The organism is Ruegeria sp. N8 (assembly GCF_056531325.1).
The window spans coordinates 70,155-85,765 of record NZ_JBQFLQ010000001.1 but is presented as its reverse complement, the minus strand read 5'-3'; the positions used below and the strand labels follow the sequence as shown (position 1 = coordinate 85,765).

The following is a 15,611-nucleotide window of genomic DNA, read 5'->3' as shown; positions in this document are numbered from 1 at the left end:
AGTTTGTTAGCGCTCAACCACACGCAACCGAATGCCATCTTTTGAGCGAACGGTCAGATGAGCCACGGGAACCGGTGTTTGGCCTTCGACCAGTTCGAAGCGATAGCGGCGCAGCAGCGTAGACAGGATCAAAGGCCCTTCGACCATCGCGAACCCTGCCCCGCTACAGACCCGTGCGCCTGCCGAAAACGGAATAAACGCGGTGCGCTGGCAGGTTTTGCCATTCTCAGTGTGCCATCTGCCGGGGTCGAACCCGTCGGGATTGTCCCACAGGCGTTCATGACGATGCAGGTGCCAGGGGCTGATAACCATTTGAGCACCGGGTTGTATCTGCCGGTTCCGAAAAACTTCGGGGCATGTGGCCTGCCGCACCATCATCGGGACCGGCGGGTATAGGCGCAGGGTTTCGCGGAACACATCGCGGCTGATCTTCAAGCCAGCAACGGCGGTCATGCCGGGGGTGTCCAACGCTGCGGCCTCTTCAGCCACCTTGTCCTGCCAGTCCGGATACAGTGCCAGTAGGTACAGGGCCCACGCTAATGCGGATGCGCTGGTCTCGTGGCCAGCCAGAAAGAAGATGGCCACCTGATCCACCATCTCGTCTGTGTCGAAACACTTGCCAGTCTGGGGGTCCGGGGTCGTCATGATCTTGGTCGCCAGATCGTTTGGCGCCATACCTTGGGCGATCAGCGCCGCGCGCGCTGAAACAAGATGTTCAATCAGCTCTCTGATTTCTCGGGCATTTTGTTTTGTTTGGCGTGAATGGAACCGAGGCATCCAGCTAGGCAGCGGTAGGAACGCGGCTAGGTTCAACAAGGGCTGTCTGCGTTGATAGGCGCGGAATTTAGTGAACACCTGCGCGGCAACTTCATGCTCGATGGGCACTGAAAACAGGGTCCGAAAGATCACATCCGCCGCCGCGTGGCTGGTGAATTTCTCACATTCGAGGATCTGGTTCAGGCTTTGCTGCAACCGATCGTTGGCGGCTTGCGCGGCATCCTGCATCGCCGGAAAGGTATCTTTCAGACGGCCGCCTTCAAAGGCAGGGTCAATGATCCGCCGCTGGCGTTTCCACGTGTCACCATTGGTCAGAAACACTGAATTGCCCAGCAAAGGGCGCAGGCCTTCGGCGATGCGGTTGGACTTGGGGAAGTCGTCGGGCCTCTTTTTCAATACAGTTTCAACCAGTTCCGGCTGGTTGATCATGTAGGATCGAAAGAAAACAGTCCGAAATTCAGCCATCCATGCCCGGTAGAGTCGTTGTGGCTGGGCCGACAAAAGATCCTGCCGAAACAGTTTGAGATATCGCCAAAGCGAGACCTTGTCTGGCCGCGGGGGCGGCTTGGGCGGTTTCATCCAACCACCGAGCGGTATTTCGACACAGGCGTATCAATTCGCGATTTGGAAGGTGCGCGACCCCCGAAACGTGCACCCAAGGTCAAAGGTCCAGCGGTCACACGGAAATAATCATAGGCGCCCACCCGATCAAAAGCGCAAAGATACTGAAAATGCAGCCGAAAGAACCGCCAGCGCAACTGCCTCCACCGCTCTGGTGAAAGTGTCTGCGTAAAGGCGGCCGATAGTACCAAAGGCCATTTCTTCGCGTCGGTTCTAACGCCTGTCACAGAAACTGGATCACAAAGCGCAAAGGCGCATCCGTCGCCTGGGGCCGAGACATCGACCCACGTCACCCCCTCTTGCTGCGAGAGGAATTGCAGATCAGCGCGTAAGTCGGTCGCGTCCGGCAGAAAAGAGACCATCGGAACCACTTGACCAAGCGACAGAAAAGACAGTGTTGGACCGTCTCTGTCTGGGAGTGCAGACCGGATAAGCTCGGCCAGGACGGCGACACCAAGATGCGCGCCCGAACTGTGACCTACGACCAGAACTTCATCCACGTCGTCCTTTAGAGCGGCGTTGACCAACGACGCGAATTCAGCAAGGCGTTGCTGCAAAGCAAGAGGCGTTCGCCCCCGACATGCGGCGGAATGGGCATAGTCATGCATCAGGTAATAGGCGAACAGGTAGTTGTCGATTTTGCGGAACCATCGCAGCACGGCATAGCCCAATGCGGCGGCAAGAATGCAGGCCACCCAGCCCAGTATCGACGACAGAAGCGCCCATATTCCCAACGCGGCGCCGACAGCGACACCCAATTGGATCAGCAACATCGCAACCGGATAAATTGCGGCGATTACAGGACCTTTGCGGAGCTTCATCAATCGCCACAAAGCCCCAGTCGAGATATAGACCCACGCAGTTCTGATCAGTTGCCCATAGGTTGCCGGTATCGAGTTCGACATGCTGTCGCGCACGATATCCGACCACACGAGCACCTGAAACTCGGCCTCTACCGCCGTCCCGTCCTGCACGGATCGCACGTGCCAACCATATGGCCCATCGCCAGTTCTGGGCGATAGTGTGATTTCATACCCTGATATGGCCGCCTGAGCCGCGCTTTCGGTCCGGTAAAGCTCTCGGTACCGGCGGGGATGAATGGGGTCATAGCCGGGAATATAGAACACCCGACGTCGTTTAACCTGCCTGTGATTGTCGTGACTGCGCATGCCCTTACCTTCTGCGGCGCAGGTTAGCGCAGCGTTACCGGCAAGGTAAGAGGAGTCCGGTTTTTACCCGAAATTTGCCAACGCAGGGAAGGTTTCCAGCAACCACCAGCTGAACTGAGTGAACAGGCCGGTGATCAGCATGATACCTACGAACAGCAGCAGGCCACCCATGACTTTCTCGATAGTCGCCATGTGCGGTTTTATCTTGTTCATCACAGTCATCGAGCGGTTCAGGAACATCGCTGCCAGCAGGAACGGAATACCAAGCCCGGCCGCATAAACGCCCAGCAACAAGGTTCCCCGAGCGACCGAGGCTTCGGACGCGGCCAGAGACAGAATCGCCCCCAGTTGCGGCCCGATGCAGGGAGTCCAGCCGAAGGCGAAGGCAAGACCCAGAATATAGGCCCCAAACACGGAACCACCCGAGTCGCCCGTTTCAATCCGCGCTTCCCGGTCCAGGAAAGGAATGCGGAACACGTTCAGAAAGTGCAGGCCGAACACGATAACAACCGCGCCCGACAGCTTTGCGAACAGCACTTGATTTTGCAGCACAAAGGCGCCGAAGGCCGATGCGGTAAAGCCCAGCAACAGGAAGACCGTCGACAGGCCAAGCACAAAGAACAGCGCCGTCAGAGTTGCCTTGCGTCTAGCGGCCGCCTGATCCTGCATTTCGTTGATCGACACGCCGCTCATATACGCCAGATAGGGCGGAACGATGGGCAAAACGCAAGGCGACAGAAAGCTGATCAGCCCGCCCAGCATTGCGATGAACATGGCAGGCAGCAGGCCCGCGTCTATGATATCAATTCCGAACATGTTTCAGCACATATGGTATGAAGCCGTGAACGTCACGGGGCCATTCGGTCACATCCTCGTGGTTGCACGCTGGACACCCAGCCAAGTTGGAAATATCTCAGGCCTATGTCAAACCCATCTGATACACTTGATGCGTTGGGGCTGCTATGCCCCCTACCCGTCCTCAAGGCACGTAAGCGCCTGAAATCTATGCCGGAAGGCGCATTATTGCGTGTCTTGGCCGACGATCCGGCAGCCGTTGTCGACGTTCCGCATTTTTGCGCGGAAAGCGGTCATCGCCTCGTTTCACAGGACGAAGCAGACGGGCATCAGATCTACATCATCCAGAAAATCGGCTAGAATTGTTTCAATACTGAACAAAAAAGGCGGGCCATTGGCCCGCCCTTTGGTCACTGTCCCAATGACCACCACCCACGCCTTTTCGGCTTAGCGGGCTTTTCAGGTTCGTCCGACACAACCTCAAGAACCGGTTCTTCGACCACAGGCTCTTGCGGAGCTTCAGCGACGGGTTCCGCTGCAGGTTCTTCCGTGGCTTCGGCAACGGGTTCGGCGGTTGGCTCGGCGCTAAGCTCTTCAACAGGTTCTGCTGCAGCTCCTTCTTCGGAAACTTCTTCGGTTTCGGGTTCTGCCACAGGTTCATCCGCTGCGACTGCAGGCTCCGCTTCTTGGGAATCCTCTGACGCCTCGGCCGCAGGTTCTTCGGCAGCTTCGACACGCGGTTCTTCAACCGCTGCCGCTTCAAGGGGTTCCGAAGGTGTCTCGGCCTCATCAGACGCCTCGGCGCTGACTTCATCTTCAACCGGTGCTTCTTCTTTCTTTTTGCGGCGCGGTGCGCGACGGCGCTTTGGTTTGACCTCTGCTTCCTCGTCGCTTTTCTCGGCCGCATCCGCTTCGGCAGGTGCATCTTCCGTAGAGGGTTCGTCCAGGCTTTCAGCCTCGTCCGCAGTGCCCTCGGCCTGATCGCCATTCCCGTTGCTTTTCTTGCGCCGCCGACGACGACGTTTGCGTTTGGGTTTCGCCTCTTCATCGGTTACAGGCGTTTCTTCCTCGACCTTTTCCTCTTCATCTGCATCCACGAGATCCATCAAGGATGCGTCCACCGACACAACAGGCGCGGTGGCTTCGGGCACAATTCGGCTGGCAGTCTTGAACTTCTCCATCGAGAAATCGGGGCTGACCAGATGAATATCGCCTTCGATCCGAACCGACAGGCCATAGCGTGCCTCGATCTGCGCGATATGCTCGCGCTTCTGGTTCATCAGGAAGTTCGCAATGCTGACAGGGCAGCGTACCAATACCTCGCGCGAACGACGACGCGTGCCCTCTTCTTCGATCTGGCGCAGAATGGTCAGCGCCATATTATCATCCGAGCGGATCAGCCCTGTGCCATGGCACGACGGACAAGGCTGTGTCGTCGCCTCAAGCATACCGGGGCGCAGGCGCTGACGGCTCATCTCAAGCAGTCCAAAGCCGGAAATCCGACCCACCTGAATGCGGGCACGGTCGGTTTTCAACTTGTCCTTCAGGCGCTTTTCGACAGCCGAGTTGTTCTTACGCTCGTCCATATCGATAAAGTCGATGACGATCAGACCGGCCAGATCGCGCAGGCGCAGCTGGCGCGCGACTTCCTCGGCCGCCTCAAGGTTGGTCTTGAGCGCGGTTTCCTCGATCGAGCCTTCCTTGGTCGCCCGCCCCGAGTTCACGTCGATCGCCACAAGCGCCTCAGTCACGCCGATCACGATATAGCCGCCGGATTTCAGCTGTACGGTAGGGTTGAACATCCCAGCCAGATAGCTTTCCACCTGATAACGCGCAAATAGAGGCAACGAATCCTCATACCGCTTCACGTTCTTGGCGTGTGACGGCATGATCATTTTCATGAAGTCCTTGGCGATGCGATAGCCGCCCTCGCCTTCGACCAGAACCTCGTCGATCTCGCGATTGTAAAGGTCGCGGATCGACCGTTTGATGAGGTCGCCTTCCTCATAGATCTTAGCTGGCGCGATGGATTTCAGCGTCAGTTCGCGGATCTGTTCCCACATGCGCTGCAGGTATTCGTAGTCGCGCTTGATCTCGGACTTGGTACGCTTGGCGCCAGCGGTCCGAATGATCAGACCTGCGCCCGTGGGAACGTCAATCTCGGCAGCGATTTCCTTCAGCTTCTTACGATCCGGAGCGTTGGTGATCTTGCGACTGATCCCACCGCCACGCGCGGTATTCGGCATCAACACGCAATAACGCCCTGCAAGCGAGAGATAGGTGGTCAGTGCGGCACCTTTATTGCCCCGCTCTTCCTTGACGACCTGCACCAGCAGAACCTGGCGGACCTTGATGACCTCTTGAATCTTGTACCGACGCGGGCGCGGTTTGCGCGGAGGACGAATGTCTTCGCTGTCATCCTCATCCGCCACTGATTCAATCGTGTCATCCTTGGCCGTCGCATCTGCACGCGCCTCGCCCTCGCCCTCGTCCTCAGGTTTTCCTTCTGCCTCTTCGGTCTCCGCAGCTTCTTCTGCCACCGCGTCATCCGTAATGGCAGCATCAGGCTCAGATTCCTCTGCGAGCTCTGGCTCCACCGATACATCCGGCTGGTCATCTTCCGATGCAACCTCAGTATCCGCTTCTTCAGTCTCAGCCGGAGTATCCTCGGAAGCCGCATCCTCTTCGGGTTCCTCAACCGGCGTTTCCGCAACGCGATCGACCGGAGACGAACCTTCGGGAACGGCCATATCGGCGTTCTCATCCCCGTCATCCAGGTCAATGGTTTCCATGCCCGACGGTTCCGACGACACCTCCAGCGTTTCCACTGCATCATCGGTTTTCACATCCGCTGCCTTGCTCCGCGACCGCGACCGGCGCTTCTTGGGCTTCGCTTCCTCAGCCTCGTCGCGCGCTTTCATCGCCTCGGCATAGGCGCGCTCTTCCTCCATCAGCGCCTCGCGGTCGGCGACGGGGATCTGGTAATAGTCCGGATGAATCTCGGAAAACGCAAGGAACCCATGCCGGTTCCCGCCATAGTCCACAAAAGCCGCCTGCAGCGACGGCTCGACCCGTGTTACTTTTGCAAGATAGATGTTACCAGCGAGCTGGCGTTTGTTTTCAGATTCAAAATCGAATTCCTCGACCTTGTTTCCATCGACCACCACAACCCGAGTTTCCTCGGCGTGGGTGGCATCGATAAGCATTTTCTTAGCCATTTGTCCTTGGTGCACCGCGCCAAACGCGTTGTCCTGACCCGTCCAGGCGGACAGGCACTTTTGGGGAGGTGTCTTGTACGGGCGATTTCGAACGGCGCGCGGCAGGGTCTGGCGCTGTGGCCCCCTGCCCGTATATTCAATCGTTGCGCGCGCGTCATCGCGGTTCTTCTCCGACAGACGCGCCTTGACGCTGTCTGCCCATTATATTCCTTTCACCCGCATCCACGGGTTCAGGCGTTCAACTGCCCCTTGATCGGGGCACAATCGGCCTGCTCAGCCAGTGTGGGAAGATGTCACCACCTGCGACCTCGCAGCGAAACTCAAAGATTCGGGACTTCAGGGCACAAAAATGGCCCGGCCCGTTCGGGTACAATAAAAGCAGTCCTGTGGAAAAGACAATGGGCAAACTGCATGCCGCCTCAATCCAGCACGCTCCCAAACCTTCTTCTGTTTAAAAAATACCTCGGGGGTGAATTGAGCCACAGGCTCAAGAGGGGGCTGGCCCCCTCCCAACCGTCACAAATAGTCCGAGCGTTGCAACCCGTATTTCGCCATCTTTTCGTTCAACGTCCGACGCGGCAGACACAGCTCATCCATCACCGAAGCGATCGAGCCTTTGTGCCGGCGCATGGTATTGTCGATTAGCATCCGCTCGAACGCCTCAACATATTCTTTCAGGGGCTTGCCCTCTGTGGTCATAACCGGTTGCATCTCTTCATGATCCGACATCAACAACGATGCGATCGTTCCTGACCCGCGCCGTGATTGCAGAACCGCACGTTCCGCAATGTTAATAAGCTGCCGCACATTACCCGGCCACGGTGCCTGCAACAGCTGCGCGGCCTCCTGCGCACTGACCTGCGGTGCATCACAGCCATATTCCTCGGCAAATTGCTCGCTAAGGCGCGTGAATAGCGTCAGGATATCTTCGCCGCGCTGGCGCAGCGGCGGCATGGTGATGCGCAGCGCAGCCAACCGATAGAACAAGTCCGGTCGCAGAACATCTTCCGAGGTCTTTCCCGCTTCCTGCAAATTCGAAATTGCGATAATGCGGGTCTCGGCAGGTGTGCCCTGATCATTCATCACGCTCAGCAATCGCGCCTGCAACGTGTCGCTCAACGCTTCGACATCTTCCAGCACCAGCGTGCCGCCACGCGCCTCTTCAATGGCAGGCAATTGCGCATCCTCGGGCATCATAGGCCCGAACAACCGTTTGGACAGCGCCTCTTCCTCCAAGGCTGCGCATGAGATCAGGACGAATTTCTTACCTGCCCGACTGCCTACGGCGTGCAGAGCGTGCGCCACCAATGTCTTGCCAGTTCCGGTTTCACCGTCGATCAGAACATGCCCATCGGCCTGTCCCAGATCCAGAATATCTTCACGCAGGCGCTCCATGACCGGACTGGCCCCGATCAGTTTGCTCATGATCTGGGTGCCATCGGACAACTCACGCCGCAAAGCCCGGTTGTCGAGCGTCAGACGACGGGCGTTGCTGGCGCGTTTGGCCAGTTCGGACATCCGGTCGGGGTTGAAGGGCTTTTCCAGAAAGTCGAACGCGCCCACGCGCATCGCCTCAACCGCCATAGGCACGTCCCCATGCCCGGTGATCATGATGACCGGCAGTGTACTGTCCGCGCCCATGAGTTTCTTCAGCAACTGAATGCCGTCCATACCGGGCATCTTGATGTCCGAGATCACGATGCCGGGGTAGTCCGGTCCTAATACCTTGAGCGCATCCTCGGCGCTGGCAAAGGTTTCGGTGTCATATCCCGACAGTGCCAGCCATTGACTGATCGACTGGCGCATATCCTGTTCGTCGTCCACAATGGCGATCTTCATGGCTTGTGCCATTTTCTTACCCCGTTATTCCGCGGCCTCTAGGCCATCGCTTCCAAGTATTGGCAACTGCATCTCGAACACCGCGCCCCCGTTGGGACTGTTGCGGGCGGTCAGCCGTCCCCCATGGTCGTTCACGATCCCAGAGGAGATGGCAAGCCCCAGCCCAACCCCGTCGCCCGGCTGCTTGGTGGTATAGAACGGCTCGAACAGGTTCTCGATATCTTCGATACCATGCCCATTGTCGCGCACCGTCAACACCGCCATATCGCCTGCTGCCAAAATGATTTCAACGTCGGGCTCAGATACTGACTTGGTGGCGTCCAGCGCGTTGCGCAAGAGGTTTACCATAACCTGCTCGATCCGCATCCGGTCGCCCATGGCCAATACCGGTTCTTCGGGCAGAATCTGAGTGATCTTAACATGGCGTTGCCGCAACTGCGGTTCCATCATTGACAAGGCCGAGGCCAGCGCTTCGCCAAGATTTACAGGGGAAAACGCGTCCGCCCCCTTTCTTGCGTAAGACTTGAGCTGGCGGGTGATCGCCCCCATCCGCTCAATCAGCCCGTCTATGCGACCAAAGCTGGCCAATGCCTCTTCGGGACGGTTGCGGCGCAGCAAAAGGCGTGCCCCGGCCAGATAGGTTTTCATTGCAGCCAGAGGTTGATTAAGCTCATGACTGACGGCTGCCGACATCTCACCTAACGCCGCAAGTTTCGAGCTTTGAGCCAGCGTCTGCTCAGCCACTTCCAGCGTCTTTTCCACCCGTTCACGTTCAGCAATTTCCCGCTGCAAGCGGGCGTTCAATGCGCGAAGCTCTGCCGACTCGCGCTGAAACAGCGTCATGCGGAACGTGGCTCGGCGGCTGAGCGCATAGAAGGCCAGCGCCAGAAGAATCGCAAAGCCCATGATCTCCAACGCGATGACGCTGTTCACTTTTTCGCGGATAGAGGAATAGGTCGTGAATGATGTCATCTTCCATCCACGAAACGGAATGCGGGTTTCCATGCGCATCACGGCCTCGCCCTGCACATAGGCGTCGGCAGGCAGGGCTGTCCAATCGGCCGTCGCGCGTATGGCGCGTTCGATGGCAGAATCCGGCGATTGGCGTTGAATGGCAGTGTTTTCGTCCAGCCCTCGCCATTTGGGTTCTGTGGAAAGGATCACGGTCCCGGTGCTGTCCGCCACCATAACGGCATCCGAGATTCCGGCCCAAGCGCGTTCGAACTTTTGCAGATCGACCTCGACCACGATGACACCGAGGACTTCGGCATTTGCCTCAATCCGACGCGAATAAACAAAGCTGTATCCACCAGACTCCGTCTGGATCACGGTAAAGATCGTCGCGTTGGAGCGAACCGCATCAATGAAATAAGGCGAGTTTCTGTGCCCTTCGCCAAGACGGTTCCTGTCCGTCGCCGCCCGTGTCAGACCATCGCCGTCCAACAGCATCAGAGAGGCCGCGCCTATTTCCTCGACAAATGAAATCAAGCGTTGGCTGGAAAGCGTATAGTCACTGGACTGCAAGGCCGAGATCAGGCTGGGATCGCGCGCCAAAAGCTGCGGAACAATAGCATTGCGGCGTAGTTCGCTCAGCAAATTTCCGGAGTACAAAGCCAGCCGCAGTTCAGCGCGGTTGCGCGTGGATTCGGTAAAGCGGTCGATCAGCAACCGGTTCGTGACCCAAATCGTCGCCACGGTTGCCAGAAGAAGAACCGTGACCGCAACGCGCAATCGCCACCCCAAAGGGGCGCCTTGAAACGGGGTCTTGAAAGAAGACCAGCCTGAACGATTGTCGGAACTCATGCCCCGGAAACTACGCGGGCTGAATCGGTTCCTCAAGTCACGCCGGAGCAAGAACGCCTGATAATGCGCGGAACAATGCCGTTCCGTCCGTGCCGCCATGGCCCTGATCCGCCGCCCGTTCAGGGTGCGGCATCATCCCGAGAACCCTGCGGTTTTCCGAGAGGATGCCTGCGATGTCCCCGACCGAGCCATTCGGATTCTCGGTATAGGTGAATGCGATGCGATCTTGATCACGAAGCGTGGACAATGTTGCGTCGTCAGCAAAATAGTTTCCATCATGATGGGCAATCGGCACGCCGATCTCGTCACCCGCGTTGTAGCCCTGCGTAAAGGCGCTGTCGCTGGTTTGAACTTTCAGGCCGACGGTCTTGCAGATGTACTTCAAGCCCGCATTGCGCAGCAGCGCCCCCGGCAAGATCCCGGTCTCGGTCAATATCTGAAAACCGTTGCAAATCCCTACGGCATAGCCACCACGGTCGGTATGGTCGACAACCGCTTTGCAGATAGGAGACTGCGCGGCAATCGCACCGCATCGCAGGTAGTCACCGTACGAGAACCCGCCGGGCACGCCCACGATATCCACGCCCTCGGGCAGAGCGGCATCCTTGTGCCAGACCATGTCGACCTGAAAACCGGCCTGTTCAAAGGCCACGGCCAGGTCCCGGTCACAGTTGGAGCCGGGAAATACGATGACTGCTGCGCGCATGGCGGGGCCTCCTAATGCGTGAAATCGGTGACAACGGCAACGCCGGGCGGCGTCGGGTGGTCAAAGGCGGCAAGTTCTTCACTTACCTGGGACAAAGAAATATGCCGCGTCACCAGTGGGCTCAGGTCAACACTGCCCCCTGCGATCAACGACAAAAGCGAGGGGTAGCGCCAGCTGGGCATACCGCGGGTTCCGAATACGGCAAGCTGACCGGAATAAAGCGCATCCATCGGCAAGGTCATGTTGCTATGCGGTCCGGCGGGCATTCCTATTTGCACCATGCGACCCAGCTTACGCAGGGATTTCATGGCGGCGATTGTAGTAGTTTCGATCCCAAGAGCCTCGATCGCGACATGGGCACCACCGCAGGTGATATCCTTAATAGCCTCTGGCGCATTGCTGGTCGCCGCGTTGACCACCGCATCTGCACCCAGAGTTTTGGCGTAGTTCAACTTGTCGTCGGCGATATCCACAACGATCACGCGCGCACCCAGCGCCTTGCCCAGCAACAGGGTCGATATCCCTACTCCACCGCCGCCGAAAACCGCTAGCCACTCACCGCCTTGCAACTGCGCACGCCCCACCAGGGCCTGCCAGGCCGTCGTGACACGACAGCCCAAGGCAGCAGCAATTTCAGGAGCCATTGTGTCAGGCAACACCGAAAGATTGGCATCTGCATGCGCCACCGAGACATATTCAGCAAATGCGCCATCGCAGGTAAAGCCAGGCACCACCTGATCGGCGCAGATTGTCTGATGGCCTTGCGCGCAATCCGGACAATGGCCGCAAGCCAGAATGAAGGGCGCGATCACCCGATCCCCTGCCTTCCAACGGCTGACACGCGCGCCAACCGCAACCACCTCGCCACAGAATTCGTGTCCGGGAATCATGGGAAGGACAACATCGGGGTCCGCACCGGACCATGCATGCCAGTCGGAACGGCACACGCCGCAGGCCAGCACGCGTAGAACCACACCGTCCTCTCCCGGTTCCGGATCGGAAACCGAGGCCAGCTCGAGCGGCTGGCGGTAGGTGATTAGACGCGCCGCCCGCATCCGCTCAGACCAGTTCGATCTCGTAGCGTTCGATGACCGTGTTTGCCAACAGTTTTTCGCACATCTGGGTCACGTCGGCTTCGGTCGCGCCGTCGGCCAGCTCAAGGTCGATCACCTTGCCCTGACGCACGCCTTCGACCTGATCAAAGCCCATGGCACCCAATGCGTGGCGCACGGCCTCGCCCTGCGGGTCGAGAACCCCATTCTTGAGCATCACATGCACACGTGCTTTCATTCCTGCAACTCCAGCTAAGGGCCAAAAGTCGCGGCCCGTTCCGTTGCGCGGGGGATAGCGCGCCTTTTGTCATTCGACAACCCTTGTCCGCACGCAGTTTGCCGCAGGCAACAGGCGCAAATGCAAAAACGCCGCGCAAGGGCACGGCGTTTCCGGTATTCCACGCAAGCGAGGCAGATTAGTTGATCAGCGTAGGCTTGGTCACATTGCTTTTGGGAAGAACGCCCAGACGTCTTGCGACCTCGGAATAGGCATCCGTCAAACTGCCCAGATCGCGACGGAACACGTCCTTGTCCAGCTTCTGGCCGCTTTCGATGTCCCACAGACGGCAACTGTCGGGGCTGATCTCATCGGCGATAATCAAGCGCTGGAAATCGCCTTCGTACACGCGCCCGATCTCGATCTTGAAATCGACCAGACGAATGCCCACCGCCAGCATCATGCCGCTGAGGAAATCATTCACCCGCAGCGCAAGGCTGAGAATATCATCCATGTCCTGCTGGCTGGCCCAGCCAAAGGCGGCGATATGTTCCTCGGTCACCAGCGGATCACCCAGAGCATCATCCTTGTAGCAATACTCGACGATCGGACGCGGCAATTGCGTGCCTTCGGCAATGCCCAGACGTTTGGACATCGACCCGGCAGCATAGTTGCGCACGATCACTTCCAACGGCACAATCTCGCAGCTACGCACCAGTTGTTCACGCATGTTCAGGCGGCGGATGAAGTGCGTCGGAACGCCAATCTGATTCAGACCGGTCATGAAAAACTCGCTCAGGCGGTTGTTCAGAACGCCCTTGCCGTCGATCACGTCTTTTTTTTCCGCGTTGAAGGCAGTGGCATCATCCTTGAAGTACTGAACGATCGTACCCGGCTCGGGGCCTTCATACAGAATTTTTGCCTTGCCTTCGTAGATTTTCTTGCGACGCGCCATAAGCGACCCTTCCAGACTGACGAGCGGGAATATTCCCGCTTCTTGGCGCTCTCATAGTCGAACCCCCCTTTTCCCGCAAGCGCAGTAAACCGAGAGGCTTTGACGCAGCGCAAATCCCTTGCGTCCGGGCGCGGCTATCGTCATATCATCAATCAAGAAGATATAACCGAAGAGGTCCCCAACCCATGACCACGTTTGACGAACGCGAAAACGCATTTGAAGCCAAATTCGCCCATGATGAGGAAATGCAGTTCAAGGCGCAGGCGCGTTGCAACAAGCTGCTGGGCCTGTGGGCCGCGGAAAAGCTGGGCAAGTCCGGTGCCGACGCTGAGGAATACGCCAAAACTGTTGTGATCGCCGATTTCGAGGAGGCCGGACACGAAGATGTCGTGCGCAAGGTCTCTGGCGATCTGGGCTCGCTGTCGTCGGATGACGAAATTCGTGCCAAGATGGCCGAGCTGCTGCCCCAAGCCAAGGCGCAGGTTCTCAGCGAAACCGACTGAGGGAATTCGCCCCGCCTCATGATCTTCATGAGATTTATGAATTTGCTTTGAAGTCCCGGTCATGAGACACGGGACTTCTTAGTTTTATCGGCTTCGCCGACTTTTTGGGAAAGCCCAATGACAAACGCACTGACGAAACTTCTGGAAACCAAAGATGCGATTCTGGCCGATGGGGCCACCGGAACAAACCTGTTCAACATGGGCTTGCAATCCGGTGACGCGCCTGAGCTGTGGAATGTAGACGCGCCTGACAAGATCAAGGCTTTGTATCAAGGCTCGGTCGATGCGGGCAGCGATCTGTTCCTGACCAACACCTTTGGCGGTACATCCGCCCGTTTGAAACTCCACGACGCGCAGAACCGCGTGGCTGAGTTGAACCGCATCGGGGCCGAGCTGGGCCGTGAGGTGGCCGACAAGGCCGGCCGCACCGTGATCGTCGCGGGCTCGGTCGGGCCGACCGGAGAGATTATGGAGCCCGTGGGCAGCCTTTCTCATGAAGGTGCCGTCGAGATGTTCCACGAGCAGGCCGAAGCGTTGAAAGCAGGCGGTGCCGATGTGCTGTGGCTTGAAACCATCAGCGCACCTGAGGAATTCCGCGCTGCCGCCGAAGCCTTTGCGCTGGCCGACATGCCCTGGTGCGGGACTATGAGCTTCGACACCGCAGGGCGCACCATGATGGGTGTGACTTCGGCCGACCTGGCGCAACTGGTTGAAACGCTACCGAACCCGCCCGTGGCCTTTGGCGCTAATTGCGGCACCGGAGCATCGGACATTTTGCGTACAGTTCTGGGCTTTGCGGCACAGGGCACTGAACGTCCTGTGATCTCGAAAGGCAATGCGGGTATCCCCAAATATGTGAACGGCCATATCCACTATGACGGCACGCCCGAGTTGATGGGCCAGTATGCCGCCATGGCCCGCGATGCAGGCGCAACAATCATCGGTGGCTGCTGCGGCACGATGCCCGATCACCTGCGCAAGATGCGTGAAGCGCTGGACAGTGCGCCGCGTGGTGTGCGCCCTACTCTGGATCAGATCACGGATGCGCTGGGGCCGTTCTCATCGGCCTCGGACGGCACGGGTGAGGACGCCGTGCCCGAGCGACGGACACGCCGCCGCCGCCGCGCCTGACGATCAGCGCCCCTCGAATTTCGGGGGGCGTTTTTCCATGAAGGCCACGACACCTTCGGCAAAATCGCGCGAACGTCCGCATTCGCCCTGCAAATGGGCCTCGATTGTCAGTTGTTCGTCCAGCGTTTTTTCGTAAGTACCCCGGATCGCTTTCTTGATCGCGCTGAACCCTGCGGTCGGACCATTTGCCAGATAAGTCGCCCGTTTGCGCCAATGTGCGTCGAATTCCGCGTCTGGGACGGCCTCCCAAATCATGCCCCACTCATCTGCTTGCCGGGCGCTGATCTTGTCAGCGAAAAGTGCGGCGCCCATCGCCTTGGCAAACCCCATCTGGCGCGGCGTGAACCAAGTGCCGCCCGCATCCGGCAACAGCCCAATCCGCGCGAAGGCTTGCAGGAAATAGGCGCTTTCCGTGGCAATCACTACATCGGCACATAGCGCCATATTGCACCCTGCCCCCGCCGCTGGACCGTTCACCGCGGCGATGGTCGGCACGGGGCAGTTGTAAATCGTTTCCAGCATCGGTTCGTATTCATCGCGCAAGGTCCGCTCAAGGTCGATCTTGCCGGTGCTGGACGCATCCCCCAGATCCTGCCCGGAACAAAACGCTGCACCAGCGCCGGTCAGAACCACCGCACGCGCATTCGCGGCCGCCTGTTTCATCGCATAGGCGACCTCGGCCCGCATCTGCGCTGTCATCGCGTTCATCTTGTCGGGCCGGTTCAATGTCAGCACCGCCAGATTGTCCGAGATGTCGAGCAACACGGTTTCGTAATTCATCAGGATCCCCCCAAACAACAGTCTTGGGCAAACCCTGACGCAATT

Annotated in this window: 14 protein-coding genes; 3 read left to right on the top strand and 11 right to left on the bottom strand. The window is 58.4% G+C overall.

Annotation, left to right across the window (positions count from 1 at the left end):
• Positions 1 to 6: 6 nt before the first annotated feature.
• The 3 genes from ACR0C5_RS00430 to ACR0C5_RS00420 form a co-directional block, all read right to left on the bottom strand.
• Complete coding sequence (locus ACR0C5_RS00430; protein WP_480873733.1) at positions 7 to 1,356, bottom strand: cytochrome P450; 1,350 nt, start codon at positions 1,354 to 1,356, stop codon at positions 7 to 9.
• Entirely contained in the window at positions 1,353 to 2,567 is a 1,215-nt protein-coding gene (locus ACR0C5_RS00425) for a hypothetical protein (protein WP_480873730.1), read from the bottom strand. The genes ACR0C5_RS00430 and ACR0C5_RS00425 overlap by 4 nt, the downstream gene beginning before the upstream one ends.
• A gap of 63 nt (positions 2,568 to 2,630) precedes the next feature.
• Positions 2,631 to 3,383 carry a cytochrome c biogenesis CcdA family protein gene (locus ACR0C5_RS00420; RefSeq protein WP_170769680.1) on the bottom strand — a complete coding sequence of 251 codons (753 nt, stop codon included), beginning with the start codon at positions 3,381 to 3,383 and terminating at the stop codon, positions 2,631 to 2,633.
• A 105-nt stretch (positions 3,384 to 3,488) separates the two neighbouring features.
• On the opposite strand from ACR0C5_RS00420, the gene ACR0C5_RS00415 reads away from it, so the two are divergent.
• Entirely contained in the window at positions 3,489 to 3,722 is a 234-nt protein-coding gene (locus tag ACR0C5_RS00415) for a sulfurtransferase TusA family protein (protein ID WP_170769679.1), read from the top strand.
• 50 nt (positions 3,723 to 3,772) lie between these two features.
• Here the strand turns inward: ACR0C5_RS00415 and ACR0C5_RS00410 are convergent, their stop codons facing one another.
• From ACR0C5_RS00410 to purC, 7 genes are all read right to left on the bottom strand, one after another.
• On the bottom strand, positions 3,773 to 6,580 hold the full coding sequence (locus tag ACR0C5_RS00410; RefSeq protein ID WP_480873726.1) for an Rne/Rng family ribonuclease: 2,808 nt from the start codon (positions 6,578 to 6,580) through the stop codon (positions 3,773 to 3,775).
• A gap of 516 nt (positions 6,581 to 7,096) precedes the next feature.
• Positions 7,097 to 8,431: a sigma-54-dependent transcriptional regulator gene (locus ACR0C5_RS00405; protein ID WP_170769677.1), complete on the bottom strand. Its 1,335-nt coding sequence runs from the start codon at positions 8,429 to 8,431 to the stop codon at positions 7,097 to 7,099.
• Between the two features lie 12 nt (positions 8,432 to 8,443).
• A complete protein-coding gene (locus ACR0C5_RS00400) occupies positions 8,444 to 10,222 on the bottom strand; it encodes a sensor histidine kinase (RefSeq protein ID WP_170791023.1) in 1,779 nt (592 codons plus the stop codon).
• Between the two features lie 37 nt (positions 10,223 to 10,259).
• Positions 10,260 to 10,928, bottom strand: coding sequence for a phosphoribosylformylglycinamidine synthase subunit PurQ (gene purQ / locus ACR0C5_RS00395; protein WP_170791025.1), 669 nt, complete (start codon positions 10,926 to 10,928; stop codon positions 10,260 to 10,262).
• 11 nt (positions 10,929 to 10,939) lie between these two features.
• Positions 10,940 to 11,983, bottom strand: a complete 1,044-nt coding sequence (locus ACR0C5_RS00390; RefSeq protein ID WP_480873721.1) for a zinc-dependent alcohol dehydrogenase family protein — start codon at positions 11,981 to 11,983, stop codon at positions 10,940 to 10,942.
• A 4-nt stretch (positions 11,984 to 11,987) separates the two neighbouring features.
• Positions 11,988 to 12,218 carry a phosphoribosylformylglycinamidine synthase subunit PurS gene (purS, locus tag ACR0C5_RS00385; RefSeq protein WP_170769673.1) on the bottom strand — a complete coding sequence of 77 codons (231 nt, stop codon included), beginning with the start codon at positions 12,216 to 12,218 and terminating at the stop codon, positions 11,988 to 11,990.
• Between the two features lie 178 nt (positions 12,219 to 12,396).
• Positions 12,397 to 13,152 carry a phosphoribosylaminoimidazolesuccinocarboxamide synthase gene (gene purC / locus ACR0C5_RS00380; RefSeq protein WP_170769672.1) on the bottom strand — a complete coding sequence of 252 codons (756 nt, stop codon included), beginning with the start codon at positions 13,150 to 13,152 and terminating at the stop codon, positions 12,397 to 12,399.
• Between the two features lie 185 nt (positions 13,153 to 13,337).
• Between purC and ACR0C5_RS00375 the strand changes: the two genes are divergently transcribed.
• Both ACR0C5_RS00375 and bmt read left to right on the top strand, forming a co-directional pair.
• On the top strand, positions 13,338 to 13,655 hold the full coding sequence (locus ACR0C5_RS00375; protein ID WP_170769671.1) for a DUF1476 domain-containing protein: 318 nt from the start codon (positions 13,338 to 13,340) through the stop codon (positions 13,653 to 13,655).
• Positions 13,656 to 13,772: 117 nt separating this feature from the next.
• On the top strand, positions 13,773 to 14,786 hold the full coding sequence (bmt, locus tag ACR0C5_RS00370; RefSeq protein ID WP_480873718.1) for a betaine--homocysteine S-methyltransferase: 1,014 nt from the start codon (positions 13,773 to 13,775) through the stop codon (positions 14,784 to 14,786).
• A 3-nt stretch (positions 14,787 to 14,789) separates the two neighbouring features.
• On the opposite strand, the gene ACR0C5_RS00365 is transcribed toward bmt, so the two are convergent.
• Positions 14,790 to 15,566, bottom strand: coding sequence for an enoyl-CoA hydratase-related protein (locus ACR0C5_RS00365; protein ID WP_480873715.1), 777 nt, complete (start codon positions 15,564 to 15,566; stop codon positions 14,790 to 14,792).
• Positions 15,567 to 15,611: the final 45 nt, after the last annotated feature.

What these genes read in the sequence shown, in the direction of transcription:
- ACR0C5_RS00425 (WP_480873730.1), bottom strand. Translation starts at nt 2,567, where the DNA reads ATGCGCAGTCACGACAATCACAGGCAGGTTAAACGACGTCGGGTGTTC.
- ACR0C5_RS00430 (WP_480873733.1), bottom strand. Translation starts at nt 1,356, where the DNA reads ATGAAACCGCCCAAGCCGCCCCCGCGGCCAGACAAGGTCTCGCTTTGG.
- ACR0C5_RS00365 (WP_480873715.1), bottom strand. Translation starts at nt 15,566, where the DNA reads ATGAATTACGAAACCGTGTTGCTCGACATCTCGGACAATCTGGCGGTG.
- purS (WP_170769673.1), bottom strand. Translation starts at nt 12,218, where the DNA reads ATGAAAGCACGTGTGCATGTGATGCTCAAGAATGGGGTTCTCGACCCG.
- ACR0C5_RS00415 (WP_170769679.1), top strand. Translation starts at nt 3,489, where the DNA reads ATGTCAAACCCATCTGATACACTTGATGCGTTGGGGCTGCTATGCCCC.
- ACR0C5_RS00410 (WP_480873726.1), bottom strand. Translation starts at nt 6,580, where the DNA reads ATGGCTAAGAAAATGCTTATCGATGCCACCCACGCCGAGGAAACTCGG.
- bmt (WP_480873718.1), top strand. Translation starts at nt 13,773, where the DNA reads ATGACAAACGCACTGACGAAACTTCTGGAAACCAAAGATGCGATTCTG.
- ACR0C5_RS00375 (WP_170769671.1), top strand. Translation starts at nt 13,338, where the DNA reads ATGACCACGTTTGACGAACGCGAAAACGCATTTGAAGCCAAATTCGCC.
- ACR0C5_RS00405 (WP_170769677.1), bottom strand. Translation starts at nt 8,431, where the DNA reads ATGGCACAAGCCATGAAGATCGCCATTGTGGACGACGAACAGGATATG.
- ACR0C5_RS00390 (WP_480873721.1), bottom strand. Translation starts at nt 11,983, where the DNA reads ATGCGGGCGGCGCGTCTAATCACCTACCGCCAGCCGCTCGAGCTGGCC.
- purQ (WP_170791025.1), bottom strand. Translation starts at nt 10,928, where the DNA reads ATGCGCGCAGCAGTCATCGTATTTCCCGGCTCCAACTGTGACCGGGAC.
- purC (WP_170769672.1), bottom strand. Translation starts at nt 13,152, where the DNA reads ATGGCGCGTCGCAAGAAAATCTACGAAGGCAAGGCAAAAATTCTGTAT.
- ACR0C5_RS00420 (WP_170769680.1), bottom strand. Translation starts at nt 3,383, where the DNA reads ATGTTCGGAATTGATATCATAGACGCGGGCCTGCTGCCTGCCATGTTC.
- ACR0C5_RS00400 (WP_170791023.1), bottom strand. Translation starts at nt 10,222, where the DNA reads ATGAGTTCCGACAATCGTTCAGGCTGGTCTTCTTTCAAGACCCCGTTT.